This window comes from Stutzerimonas kunmingensis (assembly GCF_032106285.1).
Taxonomy (GTDB): domain Bacteria; phylum Pseudomonadota; class Gammaproteobacteria; order Pseudomonadales; family Pseudomonadaceae; genus Stutzerimonas; species Stutzerimonas kunmingensis_B.
Genome location: NZ_DAMCPO010000005.1, coordinates 166,314 through 181,828, shown reverse-complemented (window position 1 = coordinate 181,828; position 15,515 = coordinate 166,314). Strand labels below are relative to the sequence as shown.

Here is a 15,515-nt window from a genome sequence, read left to right as displayed (position 1 = left end):
TCCTTAGAAATAACCCTGGCGTTTCTTTTCTTCCATCGAGCCGGTGGCGTCATGGTCGATGACGCGCCCCTGGCGCTCGGAAGTGCGGGTCAGGAGCATCTCCTGGATGATTTCCGGCAGGCTGGTCGCGGTCGACTCGACCGCACCGGTGAGCGGGTAGCAGCCGAGGGTGCGGAAGCGGACCATGCGTTTTTCGATGCGCCCTTTTTCCTCATCGGTGAGGTGCTCGAGGATCCGCTCATCGTCGATCATGATCAGCGTGCCGTTCTTCTCGATGACTTCCCGCTCGGCAGCGAAGTACAGCGGCACGATCGGGATCTGCTCGAGATAGATGTATTGCCAGATGTCCAACTCAGTCCAGTTGGAGAGCGGGAACACGCGGATCGACTCGCCCTTCTTGACCTTGCCGTTGTAGAGATTCCACAGCTCAGGGCGCTGGTTCTTCGGATCCCAGCGGTGCTTGCTGTCACGGAAGGAGTAGACACGTTCCTTGGCGCGGGATTTTTCCTCGTCGCGACGGGCACCACCGAAGGCAGCGTCGAAGCCGTACTTGTCCAGCGCCTGCTTGAGTCCTTCGGTCTTCATGACGTCGGTGTGCTTGGCACTGCCATACGTGAAGGGATTCATGTCCTGCGCCACACCCTCGGGGTTGATGTGGGTGATCAGCTCAAGGCCCATCTCCTCGACCATCTTGGTGCGGAAGCTGTACATCTCCTGGAACTTCCAGCGGGTGTCGACATGCAGCACCGGGAACGGCAGCTTGCCAGGGAAGAAGGCCTTGCGCGCCAGGTGCAGCATTACGGCCGAATCTTTGCCGATGGAATACAGCATCACCGGGTTGCCGAACTCTGCAGCGACCTCACGAATGATATGGATGCTTTCCGCCTCCAGCTGTTTCAGATGCGTCAGTTTGTCGACCATGGCTACTCACGATTTGGCAGATGGACGGCCGGCCGGCCGTGGAATGGGCGCAACTCTAACACGACCTTCAATTCTAATCAGGCCGCCTTTTAGACCTAAAAGCTATAGATTTATATCGACTCTCCGCCGTGCCACGGGACCGTGAAATGGGGGCTCCACGACTCACTGCGCTTGTAGAACAAGCTTTACGCGGGGTTTGGGCAATCAATGAATTGGTGCTCGATGCCGAAGCGGCTTGCCAGGTACTCACCCAGCGCACGGACCCCATAGCGCTCTGTCGCGTGATGGCCGGCAGCGAAGAAGCTCAGGCCATTTTCACGCGCGATATGTGCCGTGGGTTCGGAGATTTCACCGGTGATATAGGCGTCTACTCCGGCCGCCACAGCCTGATCGATATAGCCTTGGGCACCACCGGTACACCAGGCGACACGCCGAATCGGGCGGTCGCCGGCGACCATCAGCGGCTCCCGTCCAAGCACGTCATGGATCCGACGCATGAACTCAGCCGGCGCCAGCGGTTTCTCAAGGGAGCCCACCAGCCCCACCGAGCGCGGATTGCCCGGCTCCAGCGGACCGTCGGAGCGAAGACCGAGCAATACGCCCAATCGGGCATTGTTGCCGACCTCAGGATGCACATCGAGTGGCAGGTGGTACGCCAGCAGGCTGATGTCATTGCTCAGCAAGGTTTTCAGGCGGCGCTGCTTCATGCCGACGACACGAGCATCCTCGTTCTTCCAGAAATAGCCATGATGGACCAGGACCACATCGGCGCCCGCCTCGACTGCCGCATCCAGTAATGCCTGGCTGGCCGTCACACCGCTGACGATCCGCGCCACCTGAGGACGCCCTTCGACCTGCAGACCATTGGGGCAGTAATCGGCAATCCTCGCGGCATCCAGATACCGGTCTGCTTCCTGAACCAGAGCGGTGAGCGCAACAGTCATGGCAACCTCTTGGTAAATGCGATATGGCTCGATAGATTTCTAGTCGAACCCTCACGGCAAATCATGCACACATGAAGCTGCATTTCAGTTGGAGCTTCGTATAATGCCGCCACCTTAAGGGGCGCTCCCCGCGCCCGCAACTCTGTCCGGACCCCTGCGCGATGTTCAATGCCCTACGTTTTCTCGGCTGGCCGTTGCTGGTCGGCCTGCTCGTAGCACTGCTGATCATCCAGCGTTACCCGCAGCTGGTGGGTGTCAAAGAGCACGACATCGGTCTACAGCAGGCACCGCTGGTCGCCAGCGCACCGCAGCAGGGACCCTACTCGTACGCCAACGCGGTCGCCACGGCTGCGCCAGCAGTCGCCAACCTCTACACCACCAAGGTCATTGAAAAGACCGAGCAGCAACCGCTATCCAAAGACCCGCTGTTTCAACGCTTCTTCAGTGACAACCTGCCCAGGCAGCGGCGCATGGAGTCGAGTCTCGGTTCGGCGGTGATCATGAGTTCCGAAGGCTACCTGCTGACCAACAATCATGTGACCGCCAACGCCGAGCAGATCGTCGTGGCCCTCAAGGACGGCCGCGAAACGCTCGCCCGGGTGATTGGCAGCGATCCCGAGACCGACCTTGCCGTGCTGAAGATCGACCTGGCCGACCTGCCGGCCATCACGCTCGGCCATTCCGATCGCATACGCGTCGGCGACGTCACCCTGGCGATCGGCAATCCCTTCGGTGTTGGCCAGACGGTCACCATGGGCATCATCAGCGCCACCGGTCGCAACCAGCTGGGCCTGAATACCTATGAGGATTTCATCCAGACAGACGCTGCAATCAACCGCGGCAACTCGGGCGGCGCGCTGGTGGATGCCGGCGGCAACCTGATCGGCATCAATACCGCCATCATTTCCGAGTCTGGCGGTTCCCAGGGCATCGGTTTTGCGATTCCGGTAAAGCTGGCGCTGGAAGTGATGAAGTCGATCATCGAACACGGCCAGGTGATCCGTGGCTGGCTGGGCGTGGAGGTGCAGTCGCTGACCCAGGAGCTTGCCGAGTCCTTTGGTCAGGAGGGACGACCGGGAATCGTGGTGGCCGGTGTCTACCGCGACGGCCCGGCGGCACGCGCCGGACTTCAGCCAGGCGACCTGATCCTGAGCATCGACGGGGTGCAGTCGGCCGACGGACGCAGCTCGATGAATCAGGTCGCCCGCGCGCGCCCAGGCGAGAACATCGACATCGACATCCTGCGCAACGGCAAGCCGCTGACCCTCACCGCCGAAGTTGGCATGCGACCACCGGTGAACGCGGCGCCGAAATAGCGATGACGCTCCTGCCAAACGAGGGAAATGCCGCAACATGCTGCGCCCCTTCCACCGCCAGGTCGGCAAGGGCAGGCAGTAAGCCTGCCCGAACCAGACTCAGCGTCAGCCGAGCGCAGCCAACAGCGCGTGATTCTGCTCCGGCGTACCGATGGTGATACGCAAGAACTGCTCGATACGTGGCTGCTTGAAGTGCCGCACGATCACGCCCTGCTCGCGCAGGCTCGCGGCTATCGCGGCCGCATCGCGCTGCGGATGACGTGCGAAAATGAAGTTCGCCGCCGATGGCAGAACCTCGAACCCCAGCCCCTGCATCGCCGTGACTACCGCCTCGCGACTGTCGATGACCTGCTGACAGGTCTGCTGGAAATGGGCGCGATCCTCGAACGCCGCCGCGGCGCCGGCGATGGCGATACGGTCCAGCGGATAGGAATTGAAGCTGTTCTTGATCCGCTCCAGCGCCTCGATCAGATCCGGATGGCCGACCGCCAGACCCACCCGAAGACCGGCCAGCGAACGCGACTTGGACAGCGTCTGCGTCACCAGCAGATTCGGATAACGGTCCACCAATGCGATGGCAGACTCACCGCCGAAATCCACATAGGCCTCATCGACCAGCACCACGGATTCAGTGTTCGCCTGCAATAGCTGCTCGATCGCCTGAAGTGGAAGCAGGCAGCCAGTCGGCGCATTCGGGTTAGGGAAGATGATGCCGCCGTTCGGCCGGTTGTAATCGGCCACATCGATCTGGAACTGTTCATCGAGCGCGACGGTTTCGTAGGCGATGCCATACAGCCCACAGTACACCGGGTAGAAGCTGTAGCTGATATCAGGAAACAGCAGCGGGCGGTCATGCTGGAACAAACCATGAAAGGCATGGGCTAGCACTTCGTCCGAGCCATTGCCGACGAAGACCTGAGCTGGGCAAACACCGTAATACTCGGCCACGGCGTGCTTCAGCCGCTCGCCGTTCGGGTCCGGATACAGCCGCAGACCGTCGTTGAGCTCGGCCTGCATCGCGGCGATCGCACGTGGCGATGGGCCATAGGGATTCTCGTTGGTGTTGAGCTTGACCAGCTTGCTCAGCCTGGGCTGCTCACCCGGCACATAGGGCACCAGGTCCTTGACGAAGGGGCTCCAGAATTTGCTCATCTGCCCTTCTCTCCTCGAAAGTGATCGGTTGGTCGTGAGGCGATAGTTCAAAACGCGTTGCCGAGTGGCGACGGCGAACGGGCATGAGCCAGTCCGTGCCGGCCGCCCAGCGTCAGCTCTTGATGCGGTACTCGGCGCTGCGCGCATGCGCCGTCAGCGATTCGCCGCGCGCCAGCACCGACGCCACCTTGCCCAACGTCGAGGCACCCTCGGCCGAGCAATTGATGATCGACGAGCGCTTCTGGAAGTCATACACACCCAGCGGCGAGGAGAAGCGCGCCGTGCCCGAGGTCGGCAGCACGTGGTTCGGGCCAGCGCAGTAATCGCCCAGCGCCTCGGCGGTGTAACGCCCCATGAAGATCGCGCCGGCATGCCGAATCTGCGGCAGCCATTGCTCCGGCTCGGCGACCGAAAGCTCCAGGTGCTCAGGCGCGATGCGGTTGGCGACATCGATCGCCTGCTGCATGTCGGCCACCTGAATCAGCGCACCACGGCCTTCGATGGAGGTACGGGCGATATCGGCACGCTCCAGCGTCGGCAGCAGGCGGGCGATGCTTTCGGCGACGCGATCAAGGAAGGCGGCATCCGGGCTGACCAGAATCGACTGGGCATCCTCGTCATGCTCGGCCTGGGAGAACAGGTCCATGGCGATCCAGTCCGGGTCGGTCTGGCCGTCGCAGACCACCAGGATTTCCGACGGGCCGGCGATCATGTCGATGCCGACCTTGCCGAACACATGGCGTTTGGCGGTAGCCACATAGATGTTTCCGGGGCCGACGATCTTGTCCACTGGAGGCACGCTCTCGGTGCCGTAGGCCAGCGCCGCGACTGCCTGAGCGCCACCGATGGTGAAGACCCGATCGACGCCGGCAATGCAGGCCGCCGCGAGCACCAACTCATTGAGCTCGCCACGCGGGGTAGGCACGACCATGACCACTTCCGGCACACCAGCAACCTTGGCCGGAATGGCGTTCATCAGCACCGACGATGGATAGGATGCCTTGCCGCCCGGCACGTAGAGACCGGCGCGGTCCAGCGGGGTGACTTTCTGCCCCAGCACCGTGCCATCGGCTTCGGTATAGGTCCATGAGTCCTGTTTCTGCCGCTCGTGATAGCTGCGCACCCGCTCGGCAGCAATTTCGAGGGCCTCGCGCTGTGCCGGGGTAATCCGCTCGAGGGCCTGCTCCAGACGTGCGCGTGGCAGGATCAGATCAGCCATGGAGGCGACCTGTAGTCCATCGAAGCGCTGGGTTAGCTCTACCAGCGCAGCATCGCCGCGCTCGCGCACAGCCTTGATGATCTCCAGCACTCGCTCGTTTACGCCATCGTCGGAAACGCTTTCCCAGCTCAACAGATGATCCAGATGACGCGCGAAGTCGGCATCGGCAGCGTTGAGTCGACGAATGGCGGAGGGAGCGGTCATAGCGGGCCTCATGGTTGGCTAGGCATCGGAAGCAGCCGGCTTCGTTGCAATGGCACGAAGCACCGGCCGAATTTCAGGCGCCGCTAGAATATCAAGCCCACCGTGCGGGCACCTGAGAATTTCAGCTATGGCACGAATAGGCAGGCGCGGTGGGGACCGCGAAACGCATCAATGCTGATGCTGCTGAACCGCCGCATGCAGGGTATCGATCAGCGCTTGGATGCGCGCGTGCTGCATCTTCATCGAAGCCTTGTTCACCACCAGCCGCGAACTGATGTGTGCGATCAGTTCCTGGGGCTCCAGGCCATTGGCACGCAGGGTGTTGCCAGTGTCGACGACGTCGATGATCTTATCCGCCAGCCCCACCAGCGGCGCCAGCTCCATCGAGCCGTAGAGCTTGATGATGTCGACCTGACGGCCCTGCTCGGCGTAGTAGCGCTTGGCGACATTGACGAACTTGGTCGCCACGCGCAGGCGGCCCTTGGGCTCCGGCGCACCGACCTTGCCGGCGGTCATCAACTTGCAGTTGGCGATGCGCAGATCGAGTGGCTCGTACAGCCCCTGGCCGCCGTACTCCATCAGCACATCCTTGCCGGCGACGCCGAGATCGGCCGCACCATGCTCGACGTAGGTGGGCACGTCGGTAGCGCGGACGATCAGCAGACGCACATCATCCTGAGTGGTAGGGATGATCAGCTTGCGGCTCTTGTCCGGGTTCTCGGTGGGCACGATGCCGGCTGCGGCGAGCAGCGGCAGGGTATCGTCGAGGATGCGGCCTTTGGACAGGGCGATGGTAAGCATGGAGCACATTTCCTTTGGAACCTCGGGTGGGCCCTTGATAGTCCAGGGCCCGCTAGCCATCCGTCTCGCGAAAACCTAGCCCGGCACGCGGCGAATCTTCGCGCCCAGCAGCTGCAGCTTCTCTTCGATGCACTCGTAGCCACGATCAATGTGGTAGATGCGATCGATCAGCGTATCGCCCTCGGCAACCAGGCCGGCGATGACCAGGCTTGCCGACGCGCGCAGATCGGTCGCCATGACCGGCGCACCTTTGAGACGCTCGACGCCGGTGACAATGGCGGTATTGCCTTCGACCAGAATCTGCGAGCCCATGCGGTTCATCTCGTAGACGTGCATGAAGCGATTCTCGAAAACGGTCTCGATCACCGTGCCGGTGCCTTCGGCAATGGCGTTCAGCGCAATGAACTGCGCCTGCATGTCGGTCGGAAACGCGGGGTATGGCGCAGTCCGCACGTTGACTGCCTTTGGCCGCTTGCCCTTCATGTCCAACTCGATCCAGTCGCTACCGGTGTCGATATGCGCGCCAGCCTCAACCAGCTTGTGCAGCACAGCTTCGAGCAGCGTTGCGTCGGTATCCTTCAAGCGAACACGGCCACCAGTGGCAGCCGCCGCGACCAGATAGGTCCCGGTTTCAATACGGTCGGGCATCACGCTGTAACGACCACCGCCAAGACGTTTGACCCCATCGATGGTGATGGTGTCTGTGCCGGCACCGGAAACCTTAGCACCCATGGAGTTGAGGAAGTTGGCCAGGTCAACCACCTCGGGCTCACGCGCGGCGTTTTCCAGCACGCTGCGGCCGTTGGCCAGCGCGGCGGCCATCATGATGTTTTCGGTACCGGTCACACTTACCGTATCGAAGAAGAAATGCGCACCACGCAATCCACCGGCAGGCGCCTTGGCCTTGATGTAGCCACCTTCGACGTCAATGTGCGCGCCCATGGCTTCGAGACCACGGATGTGCAGATCGACCGGCCGCGAGCCAATGGCGCAACCGCCGGGCAAGGCAACTTCGGCTTCGCCAAAACGCGCGACCATCGGGCCGAGTACCAGGATCGAGGCGCGCATGGTCTTCACCAGCTCATAGGGCGCAACCAGCGTCTTGATGCTGCTGGCGTCCACTTCGACACTGAGCTTTTCGTCGATGACCGGCTGCACGCCCATGCGACCGAACAGCTCGATCATCGTGGTGATGTCGTGCAGGTGCGGCAGGTTGCATACCGTGACAGGGGTGTCGGCCAGCAAAGTGGCGGCCAGAATCGGCAGGGCGGAGTTCTTCGCACCGGAAATGCGAATCTCGCCATCGAGGCGAATACCGCCGGTAATGATCAGTTTATCCATGAGTATTCCCGTAAGCCGCAGGCTGTAAGCACTGCCGAAGGGGGCGGCGCAGTCAATTCGACGCGCTCTGCCTGGAATGAGTGGAGGTGCTGGCCGCCAGCGATCAGGCTCGCCCGGCCCAGTCGACGCGACTGAAGAACTTCATGGTGACGGCGTGAATGCTGCCATCTGCGATCCAGGGGTTGAGGTGGGCGTAGATCTGCTGCTGGCGTTTGACCGGGCTCAGACCGGCCAGCTCGTCACTGATCACGTTGAGCTGGAAATTGCAGCCTTCGCCTTCCACTTCTACCTGGGCACCTGGAATCTTCTGTTCCAGGAAATTCTTCACTTCTTGGGCCTGCATGTTCAACCTCGATCGGCGCAGGAAGCGCACGGGCCGATCATCATACAAAAAAGCCCGAAGGCTGCGAACCCCGAACCTCGCCGAACCAACGGAGATGTCTCAATCGAGCGTCTCGGCGCCCTGGTCACGGCTACGCGAATGGCGTGGCCGACCGCTATCGCTTTGCACGGCGGGAAAGCGTGAGGAGGCGAAGCGCACCACCAGAATCGCCAACGCCAGAAGCAGGATCGCACCGGATACGTAGACCACGCCCATGTCAGGACGATGGTGGTGGGAAACATCGGAGATCAACAGGCGGGTCAGCGCGGTAATGGCCACGTAGATCAGGAATCGCACCGGCATGTGGTTGGTCTTGAAATAGATCCCGACCATCGCACCCAGCTCCAGGTAGATGAACAGCAGCAGGATGTCATCGACCGTGATATGGCCCTTCTCGACCATGCCGAGAAAGGCCATGACCGCTGCCCAGGCCGTCACCGCGCCGATCGCAAACAGCGCCAGGTAGTGGAACGTCTCGACCAGTAGATTGCCCAGCGATTCGGCCAGCTCATGCACGCTATCGCGCAGCTCTTCCGCCCAGCGCAGTTTCATACGGATATTCCTTTCAGACCCGGGATGCTTCCAGCGGCAGGATATCCAGCAAGCCGGACACCTTGGCAATCTTTTCCATATCGTCAGGTAACGCAGTGACGCGCAGTTCGACGCCGGCGGCCTTGGCATCGCGCATGAAGGCCAGCAGGAGAGAAAGCCCGACACTGCTGGACCGCTCGACCGCCGAGCAATCCAGCATCAGTGCCGAGCGGCTGTCCGCGATCAGCGCTCGCCCGGCCTCGCGCAGCGCGGGCCCGCTGCTATAGTCGAGCACGCCGATCATGCGCAGTTCGCCTTCGGCACCACGCTCGATACGCGCCTCACTCATCGCCTGCGGCCTGCTGACCGGCCTCGGTGTCCTTGGTTCGCGCCACCACCTCGGCCCAACCATCGATGGTCTTGTCCAGATCGCCGCCGTTACGCTGCATGGAATCGGCGAACTGATCGCGGAACAGCTTGCCAATGTTAATGCCATTGATGATCACATTGCGCACTCGCCACTCGCCGGCGTTGACCATGGTGTAGGACACCGGATAGATCTCGCCCTGGCGCCCTACCACCTCCATGCCGACGCTGGTGCGCTTGTCATCAGCCTTGCCGCTCGACGGCAGCACGCGGATCTGCTGGTTGTTGTATTCCAGCAGGGCGTTGCCATAGAACTGCATCAGGCTGCGCTTGAAATTCTCCTGGAAGCGCGTCATCTGCTCAGGCGAGGCGTTGCGCGAATATTTGACGGTCATGATGCTGCGCGAGATGCCTTCGGCATCGACGACCGGGCCGAGAATCTCGTTCAGCGAGTCATAGAAAGCCGCCGGATCGTTGCGGTACTGCTCCTTGTTGGCCTTCAGATCGGCCAGCAACTCATCGGTGGTCTGCTGAATGACCTGGTGGGCTGTCAGCGCAGCGTGGGAGAACATGGGCAGAACGGCCAACAGAATCAGCAGGCCGCGGCGCAAGGCAGTCATCATGTGCATCTCCTTCAATCTTTTTTAACCGAGTTGAGCAGGAATTTGCCGATCAGATCCTCGAGCACCAGTGAGGACTGGGTGTCCTGAATGGTGTCGCCATCCGCGAGCAACTCCTCCTCACCGCCGACGCTGATGCCGATGTACTTCTCACCAAGCAGCCCTGCGGTAAGGATCGAAGCCGTCGAGTCGGCCGGCAGGATGTCGACATCCTGCTGGATTTCCAGCGTGACTCGTCCGGTGTAGCTGTCACGATCCAGGTCGATCGCGGTGACCTTGCCGATGGTCACGCCAGCCATGGTCACCTTGGATCGGACAGTCAATCCGGCAATATTGTCGAAATAGGCATACAGCTTGTAAGTGTCGGCATCAGTAACGCTCAACCCGCTGACACGCAGTGACAGCAGCAGCAAGGCCAGCAGCCCGGCAAGCAGGAATAGCCCGACACCCATTTCCAGTGTGCGGATACGCATCAGAAATCTCCAAACATCAACGCGGTCAAAATGAAATCGAGGCCGAGCACCGCCAGCGAGGCGTAAACCACAGTCCGGGTGGTGGCACGGCTGATACCTTCGGAGGTCGGGTCGCAATCGTAGCCCTGGAACACGGCGATCCAGGTCACTACCAGCGCAAAGACGACGCTCTTGATAACGCCGTTGAGCACATCGGAACTGAAGTCGACGCTGTTCTGCATGTTGGCCCAAAACGAGCCTTCGTAGACACCGAGCCACTCCACCGCCACCATCGCTCCGCCCCAGATACCGACCACGTTGAAGATCAGCGTCAGCAGCGGCAGCGAGATGAAACCGGCCCAGAGGCGCGGCGCGATGATGTACTTGAGCGGATCGACTCCGATCATTTCCAGGCTCGAGAGCTGCTCGGTCGACTTCATGTTGCCGATCTCGGCCGCCAGAGCCGAGCCGGCACGCCCGGCGAACAGCAGCGCAGTAACCACCGGACCGAGCTCGCGCAACAGGGTCAGTGCGACCATCTGCCCAACCGCCTGCTCGGAGCCGTAGCTGCTGAGAATGTTGTAGCCCTGCAGCGCCAGCACCATGCCGATGAAGATGCCGGAGACAACTACAATGGCCAGTGACAGCACACCAACCGAATAGAGCTGCTTGACCAGCAGCGAAAAACCGTTACGCAGCCCGCTTCGCCCGAACAGCGCATGCACGAGAAATATCGTCGAGCGCCCCAGGGCTGCCAGCACATCCAGTCCGGCGCGACCGAGCAGGGCAATCCGATCCAACAACGAACGCTTACGCATCGGTGCCTCTCAGTAGATCGTCGGCATAGGCCGGTGCAGGAAAATGGAATGGCACCGGCCCGTCGGCTGCGCCCGTCATGAATTGCCTGATGCGCGGATTGTTCGACTCCATCAGCTCCGCCGGCGTGCCCTGGCCAAGCACCTGGGCATCGCCAACCACGTAGATGTAGTCGGCAATGGACGCGGTTTCGGCCAGATCGTGGGAGACCACGATACTGGTGATGCCCAGCGCGTCGTTGAGCAGGCGAATCAGCCGCACGAGAACGCCCATCGCAATCGGATCCTGTCCGGCGAAGGGTTCGTCATACATCAGAATCTGCGGATCCAGGGCAATCGCCCGCGCCAGCGCGACACGCCGCTTCATACCACCGGACAGCTCGTCGGGCATCAGCTCGATGGCGCCACGCAGCCCTACCGCTTCGAGCTTCATCAGCACGATGTCGCGGATCATCTCGTCTGGGAGCTTGGTATGCACCCGCAGCGGAAACGCAACGTTCTCGAACACGTCGAGATCGGTGAACAGCGCCCCGCTCTGGAACAGCACACCCATCTGCTTGCGCATGTCGAACAGATCGCTGCGCGAGAGGCTCGGCAGATTGTTGCCCGCCACCCAGACTTCACCACGCGACGGCATCAGCTGCGCAGCGATCAGGCGCAGCAGCGTCGTCTTGCCACAACCGGACGGCCCCATGATGGCCGTAACCTTCCCTCGCGGTATGGCGATATCGACATCGTTGAAAATACTGCGCTCGCCTCGCTTGAAGGTCACTCCCTTCAGCTCGACGGCGAAGTCATTGCAGGCGCTCATCTGGTCTCCTTGCATGCAGTCTGCGAAACAGACGGCTCCCGATGACGCTGGGATACTTTCTGCCCTGACCGTTTTCGGCGGCGCACTATAGCATCGCGCCAGAGGCCGCCCAACCGATGAGCGTTTCGGCAGATGACGAGCGACGCCCCGTTCAGCTTCAGTTCAGCTCAGGCTGATCAAATTGATTGTGCCGACCCACAGTGATGTGCCGACATTTTCCATGAGCCCGCAACGGATTCTCGCTATAATCCCCGCCTTTTAATCGGACGACCTCGCCAGCCATGAGCCAGAGCAGCCAATTGATCGAAACCGCGCAACGCACCATCCGCCTGGAAATAGAAGCGGTTGAGCAGTTGAACGCACGTATCGATGCCGATTTCGTGCAGGCTTGCGAGCTGATCCTTGGCTGCAAGGGCCGAGTGGTCGTGGTTGGCATGGGCAAGTCCGGGCACGTCGGCCGCAAGATCGCCGCCACATTGGCCAGCACCGGCACCGCCGCCTTCTTCGTGCACCCTGCCGAAGCCAGCCATGGCGACATGGGCATGATCACTCAGGACGACGTGGTCCTCGCCCTTTCCAACTCCGGCACCACCAGCGAGATCGTCACCCTGCTACCGCTGATCAAGCGGCTCGGCATCACCCTGATCAGCATGACCGGCAACCCCAACTCGGTACTGGCCAAGGCCGCTGCGGTGAATCTGGACGCTAGCGTCGCCATCGAAGCCTGCCCGCTGAACCTCGCGCCGACCTCCTCCACCACTGCCAGCCTGGTGCTCGGCGATGCCCTGGCTATCGCGCTGCTCGAGGCTCGTGGGTTCACTGCTGAAGATTTCGCCTTCTCTCACCCGGGCGGCGCGCTGGGCCGCCGCCTGCTGTTGAAAGTCGAGCACGTCATGCATACCGGCGAGCGCTTGCCGAGGGTTCCGCGCGGCACATCGCTGCGCGACGCCCTGCTGGAAATGACGCAGAAGGGCCTGGGCATGACCGTCATCGTCGAAGCGGACGGACGACTCGCCGGCATCTTCACCGACGGCGATCTGCGCCGTGCGCTGGACAAGGGAGTCGACGTTCGCCAGACGCGCATCGACGAGATCATGACCGTACACGGCAAGACCGCCCATGCCGAGATGCTCGCCGCCGAGGCTCTGAAGATCATGGAAGACCACAAGATCAGTTCGCTGGTAGTCGTCGATGACCAGGAGTTGCCGATTGGTGCGCTGAACATGCACGACCTCCTGCGCGCGGGGGTGATGTAATGCACGAACACCTGCTGCAACGCGCCCGCGACATTCGCCTGGCGATCTTCGACGTCGATGGTGTGCTCACCGATGGCCGCCTTTATTTCCTGACCGATGGCAGCGAGTTCAAGACGTTCAACACACTGGACGGCCACGGCATCAAGATGCTGATCAACTCCGGCGTGCGCACCGCGATCATCAGCGGGCGCAAGACGCCCGTGGTAGAGCGTCGAGCGCAGAACCTCGGTATCCAGCACCTTTATCAGGGGCGCGAGGACAAGCTGGTCGTGCTCGACGAACTGCTGACCGAACTTGGCCTGAGCTACTCTGAAGTAGCCTATCTCGGTGACGACCTGCCTGATCTGCCGGTGATACGCCGCGTAGGCCTCGGCATGGCCGTGGCCAGCGCCGACACCTTCGTTCGTGAACATGCCCATGGCGTTACCCTGGCCCGCGGTGGCGAGGGTGCGGCACGCGAGTTCTGCGAACTGATCATGCGCGCGCAGGGCACCCTGGCCGCCGCGCAAAACGCATATCTGTAGGGGTCTGCATGCTTCGCAAAATGCGCTTCGCTGTCCTGCTGACGCTGATCGCCGCCCTGCTGGTGGCGGTCGGCTACTGGAACATCCGGCCGGAAAGCTTCATGCAGGAGCCGTCCGTCGCCAGTGGCGCAACGCCTGATGTCGACTTCTATGTGATCAATTCCCGCACGGTGCAATATCAGCCCGACGGCAAGCGCAACTACGAACTGACCGCAGACAAGCTCGAGCACATCAAGGCGAGCGACATCAGCCTGCTGACCAAACCGGATCTGCTGTCCTATCGCGGCACCGAACTGCCGTGGCACGTGCGTAGTGAGCGCGGCGAAGTATCGGCCGAAGGCGACGAGGTGCTGCTGATCGATCAGGTCAAGGTCGAGCGAACCGACGCCAAGGGGCGCCCGACGATCCTGACCACCAGCCGCCTGACGGTATGGCCGGAGAAGGATTATGCCGAGACAAACCAAGCCGTTAGAATCGAGGCCGCCAATGGCGTGACCACGGCAACCGGCATGAAAGCGTACATGGATGACGGCAGGATGCTCCTGCTGTCCAACGTAAGAGGCCAGCATGAGCTGCGTTAAGACTCTCCCCCTCCTGCTCGGTTTGAGCGCATTCTGGCTTGGCGCCAGCGCCTGGGCGCTTCCCGAGGACCGTGAACAACCAATCCGCGTTCAAGCCGACACCGCCGAACTGGACGACCGACAGGGCGTGGCGGTCTACCGCGGCGACGTGGTCATCACCCAGGGCACGATGAAGATCACCGGCGACACGGTGACCATTACCCAGGATGACAACGGCGACGTCGAAGTCTTCACCTCCATCGGCAAGCCGGCCTACTACGAGCAGAAGCCTGCGGTGGACAAGGAGATCGTCAAAGCCTACGGCCTGACCATCCAGTATTTCGCCGCCAACGAGCGGATCGTGCTCATCGATCAGGCCAAGGTCGTTCAGGAAGGCAACACCTTCGAAGGCGAGAAGATCGTCTATGACACCCGTCGGCAGATCGTCAACGCCGGGCGCGCCACCAATGCCGATGTCACCACGCCGCGCCCGCGCGTGGACATGGTGATCCAGCCGCGCAAAAACGCTCAGGCTGCGGAGCAGCCCGAGTAATGGCCGTTCTCAAAGCCCAGCATCTGGCCAAGAGCTACAAGAGCCGGCAGGTCGTGCGCGATGTCAGCCTGTCCATTGAAAGCGGGCAGATCGTCGGCCTGCTCGGCCCCAACGGCGCCGGCAAGACCACCTGCTTTTACATGATCGTCGGCCTGGTGAATGCCGACCAGGGCCGCGTGCTGATCGATCAGGACGACGTCACCCACCTGCCGATGCACGGCCGCGCGCGGGCCGGCATTGGCTACCTGCCACAGGAGGCCTCGATCTTTCGCAAGCTTTCGGTCGCCGACAACATCATGGCCATTCTCGAGACCCGCAAGGATCTGGACCGCAACGGCCGTCAGCAGGCGTTGGAAGGCCTACTGCAGGAATTCCATATAAACCATATCCGCGACAGCCTCGGCATGAGCCTCTCTGGTGGTGAAAGACGCCGCGTGGAGATCGCCCGCGCACTGGCCACCGCACCGAAGTTCATCCTGCTTGATGAACCCTTTGCCGGTGTGGACCCGATTTCGGTGGGCGATATCAAGCAGATCATCCATCACCTCAAGGCCAAGGGCATCGGCGTGCTGATCACCGATCACAACGTCCGCGAGACCCTGGATATCTGCGAGACGGCCTACATCGTCAACGACGGGCAACTGATTGCCGAGGGCGATGCGCAGACCATCCTGAGCAATCAGCTGGTCAAGGAAGTCTATCTGGGCCACGAATTCCGCCTGTAACGCGGATTTTTTGCTCGGCTCG

Annotated in this window: 19 protein-coding genes; 6 read left to right on the top strand and 13 right to left on the bottom strand. The window is 61.6% G+C overall.

Translation table 11 applies throughout. The annotated features are described in order from the left end of the window. Positions 1-3: 3 nt before the first annotated feature. Together cysD and RT582_RS06280 are read right to left on the bottom strand one after the other, a co-directional pair. The gene (gene cysD, locus RT582_RS06285; protein WP_014821370.1) at positions 4-921 is read right to left on the bottom strand and encodes a sulfate adenylyltransferase subunit CysD; all 918 of its coding nucleotides are present in this window, start codon (positions 919-921) and stop codon (positions 4-6) included. A gap of 185 nt (positions 922-1,106) precedes the next feature. Further along, positions 1,107-1,865: a Nif3-like dinuclear metal center hexameric protein gene (locus RT582_RS06280; protein WP_003302817.1), complete on the bottom strand. Its 759-nt coding sequence runs from the start codon at positions 1,863-1,865 to the stop codon at positions 1,107-1,109. Positions 1,866-2,026: 161 nt separating this feature from the next. On the opposite strand from RT582_RS06280, the gene algW reads away from it, so the two are divergent. Next, positions 2,027-3,181 (top strand): Do family serine endopeptidase AlgW, encoded by a 1,155-nt coding sequence (gene algW, locus RT582_RS06275; RefSeq protein WP_014821372.1) that lies wholly within the window; start codon positions 2,027-2,029, stop codon positions 3,179-3,181. A gap of 105 nt (positions 3,182-3,286) precedes the next feature. Here algW and hisC read toward each other — a convergent pair whose 3' ends face one another. From hisC to RT582_RS06220, 11 genes are all read right to left on the bottom strand, one after another. Next, the gene (gene hisC / locus RT582_RS06270) at positions 3,287-4,333 is read right to left on the bottom strand and encodes a histidinol-phosphate transaminase (RefSeq protein WP_313476945.1); all 1,047 of its coding nucleotides are present in this window, start codon (positions 4,331-4,333) and stop codon (positions 3,287-3,289) included. A gap of 112 nt (positions 4,334-4,445) precedes the next feature. Then, complete coding sequence (gene hisD / locus RT582_RS06265) at positions 4,446-5,756, bottom strand: histidinol dehydrogenase (protein ID WP_104098446.1); 1,311 nt, start codon at positions 5,754-5,756, stop codon at positions 4,446-4,448. A 168-nt stretch (positions 5,757-5,924) separates the two neighbouring features. Then, positions 5,925-6,557 carry an ATP phosphoribosyltransferase gene (gene hisG / locus RT582_RS06260; protein ID WP_045666718.1) on the bottom strand — a complete coding sequence of 211 codons (633 nt, stop codon included), beginning with the start codon at positions 6,555-6,557 and terminating at the stop codon, positions 5,925-5,927. Positions 6,558-6,632: 75 nt separating this feature from the next. Then, complete coding sequence (gene murA, locus RT582_RS06255) at positions 6,633-7,898, bottom strand: UDP-N-acetylglucosamine 1-carboxyvinyltransferase (RefSeq protein WP_023445909.1); 1,266 nt, start codon at positions 7,896-7,898, stop codon at positions 6,633-6,635. A gap of 103 nt (positions 7,899-8,001) precedes the next feature. Continuing rightward, positions 8,002-8,241, bottom strand: coding sequence for a BolA family protein (locus tag RT582_RS06250; protein WP_191121770.1), 240 nt, complete (start codon positions 8,239-8,241; stop codon positions 8,002-8,004). Between the two features lie 99 nt (positions 8,242-8,340). After that, positions 8,341-8,832 carry a phosphate-starvation-inducible protein PsiE gene (locus RT582_RS06245; RefSeq protein WP_003302828.1) on the bottom strand — a complete coding sequence of 164 codons (492 nt, stop codon included), beginning with the start codon at positions 8,830-8,832 and terminating at the stop codon, positions 8,341-8,343. Between the two features lie 13 nt (positions 8,833-8,845). After that, positions 8,846-9,160 carry an STAS domain-containing protein gene (locus RT582_RS06240; RefSeq protein ID WP_090519252.1) on the bottom strand — a complete coding sequence of 105 codons (315 nt, stop codon included), beginning with the start codon at positions 9,158-9,160 and terminating at the stop codon, positions 8,846-8,848. Beyond that, positions 9,153-9,800 carry an MlaC/ttg2D family ABC transporter substrate-binding protein gene (locus tag RT582_RS06235; RefSeq protein ID WP_003302831.1) on the bottom strand — a complete coding sequence of 216 codons (648 nt, stop codon included), beginning with the start codon at positions 9,798-9,800 and terminating at the stop codon, positions 9,153-9,155. Before RT582_RS06235 ends, RT582_RS06240 begins: the two co-directional genes overlap by 8 nt. A gap of 11 nt (positions 9,801-9,811) precedes the next feature. Further along, a complete protein-coding gene (gene mlaD / locus RT582_RS06230; protein ID WP_313476944.1) occupies positions 9,812-10,270 on the bottom strand; it encodes an outer membrane lipid asymmetry maintenance protein MlaD in 459 nt (152 codons plus the stop codon). Continuing rightward, positions 10,270-11,067, bottom strand: a complete 798-nt coding sequence (gene mlaE / locus RT582_RS06225) for a lipid asymmetry maintenance ABC transporter permease subunit MlaE (RefSeq protein ID WP_003302833.1) — start codon at positions 11,065-11,067, stop codon at positions 10,270-10,272. The genes mlaD and mlaE overlap by 1 nt, the downstream gene beginning before the upstream one ends. Beyond that, positions 11,060-11,875 carry an ATP-binding cassette domain-containing protein gene (locus RT582_RS06220; protein ID WP_313476943.1) on the bottom strand — a complete coding sequence of 272 codons (816 nt, stop codon included), beginning with the start codon at positions 11,873-11,875 and terminating at the stop codon, positions 11,060-11,062. The genes mlaE and RT582_RS06220 overlap by 8 nt, the downstream gene beginning before the upstream one ends. 281 nt (positions 11,876-12,156) lie before the next feature. On the opposite strand from RT582_RS06220, the gene RT582_RS06215 reads away from it, so the two are divergent. Genes RT582_RS06215 through lptB form a run of 5 tightly spaced genes read left to right on the top strand, consistent with a single transcriptional unit; the run spans position 12,157 to position 15,493 of the window. Next, complete coding sequence (locus RT582_RS06215) at positions 12,157-13,131, top strand: KpsF/GutQ family sugar-phosphate isomerase (protein ID WP_023445913.1); 975 nt, start codon at positions 12,157-12,159, stop codon at positions 13,129-13,131. Continuing rightward, entirely contained in the window at positions 13,131-13,655 is a 525-nt protein-coding gene (locus RT582_RS06210) for a KdsC family phosphatase (RefSeq protein WP_045666720.1), read from the top strand. The genes RT582_RS06215 and RT582_RS06210 overlap by 1 nt, the downstream gene beginning before the upstream one ends. A gap of 8 nt (positions 13,656-13,663) precedes the next feature. Then, entirely contained in the window at positions 13,664-14,236 is a 573-nt protein-coding gene (gene lptC / locus RT582_RS06205) for an LPS export ABC transporter periplasmic protein LptC (RefSeq protein WP_003302839.1), read from the top strand. Continuing rightward, positions 14,223-14,768 carry a lipopolysaccharide transport periplasmic protein LptA gene (gene lptA, locus RT582_RS06200; protein ID WP_044315499.1) on the top strand — a complete coding sequence of 182 codons (546 nt, stop codon included), beginning with the start codon at positions 14,223-14,225 and terminating at the stop codon, positions 14,766-14,768. Before lptC ends, lptA begins: the two co-directional genes overlap by 14 nt. Beyond that, on the top strand, positions 14,768-15,493 hold the full coding sequence (gene lptB / locus RT582_RS06195; RefSeq protein ID WP_003302842.1) for an LPS export ABC transporter ATP-binding protein: 726 nt from the start codon (positions 14,768-14,770) through the stop codon (positions 15,491-15,493). The genes lptA and lptB overlap by 1 nt, the downstream gene beginning before the upstream one ends. Positions 15,494-15,515: the final 22 nt, after the last annotated feature.

Bases quoted from the DNA above. Each gene is read 5' to 3' on its own strand.
- mlaE (WP_003302833.1), bottom strand. From the start codon at position 11,067: ATGCGTAAGCGTTCGTTGTTGGATCGGATTGCCCTGCTCGGTCGCGCC.
- mlaD (WP_313476944.1), bottom strand. From the start codon at position 10,270: ATGCGTATCCGCACACTGGAAATGGGTGTCGGGCTATTCCTGCTTGCC.
- RT582_RS06210 (WP_045666720.1), top strand. From the start codon at position 13,131: ATGCACGAACACCTGCTGCAACGCGCCCGCGACATTCGCCTGGCGATC.
- murA (WP_023445909.1), bottom strand. From the start codon at position 7,898: ATGGATAAACTGATCATTACCGGCGGTATTCGCCTCGATGGCGAGATT.
- RT582_RS06245 (WP_003302828.1), bottom strand. From the start codon at position 8,832: ATGAAACTGCGCTGGGCGGAAGAGCTGCGCGATAGCGTGCATGAGCTG.
- RT582_RS06280 (WP_003302817.1), bottom strand. From the start codon at position 1,865: ATGACTGTTGCGCTCACCGCTCTGGTTCAGGAAGCAGACCGGTATCTG.
- RT582_RS06215 (WP_023445913.1), top strand. From the start codon at position 12,157: ATGAGCCAGAGCAGCCAATTGATCGAAACCGCGCAACGCACCATCCGC.
- hisG (WP_045666718.1), bottom strand. From the start codon at position 6,557: ATGCTTACCATCGCCCTGTCCAAAGGCCGCATCCTCGACGATACCCTG.
- RT582_RS06235 (WP_003302831.1), bottom strand. From the start codon at position 9,800: ATGATGACTGCCTTGCGCCGCGGCCTGCTGATTCTGTTGGCCGTTCTG.
- lptB (WP_003302842.1), top strand. From the start codon at position 14,768: ATGGCCGTTCTCAAAGCCCAGCATCTGGCCAAGAGCTACAAGAGCCGG.
- lptC (WP_003302839.1), top strand. From the start codon at position 13,664: ATGCTTCGCAAAATGCGCTTCGCTGTCCTGCTGACGCTGATCGCCGCC.
- lptA (WP_044315499.1), top strand. From the start codon at position 14,223: ATGAGCTGCGTTAAGACTCTCCCCCTCCTGCTCGGTTTGAGCGCATTC.
- RT582_RS06240 (WP_090519252.1), bottom strand. From the start codon at position 9,160: ATGAGTGAGGCGCGTATCGAGCGTGGTGCCGAAGGCGAACTGCGCATG.
- RT582_RS06220 (WP_313476943.1), bottom strand. From the start codon at position 11,875: ATGAGCGCCTGCAATGACTTCGCCGTCGAGCTGAAGGGAGTGACCTTC.
- hisC (WP_313476945.1), bottom strand. From the start codon at position 4,333: ATGAGCAAATTCTGGAGCCCCTTCGTCAAGGACCTGGTGCCCTATGTG.
- cysD (WP_014821370.1), bottom strand. From the start codon at position 921: ATGGTCGACAAACTGACGCATCTGAAACAGCTGGAGGCGGAAAGCATC.
- algW (WP_014821372.1), top strand. From the start codon at position 2,027: ATGTTCAATGCCCTACGTTTTCTCGGCTGGCCGTTGCTGGTCGGCCTG.
- RT582_RS06250 (WP_191121770.1), bottom strand. From the start codon at position 8,241: ATGCAGGCCCAAGAAGTGAAGAATTTCCTGGAACAGAAGATTCCAGGT.
- hisD (WP_104098446.1), bottom strand. From the start codon at position 5,756: ATGACCGCTCCCTCCGCCATTCGTCGACTCAACGCTGCCGATGCCGAC.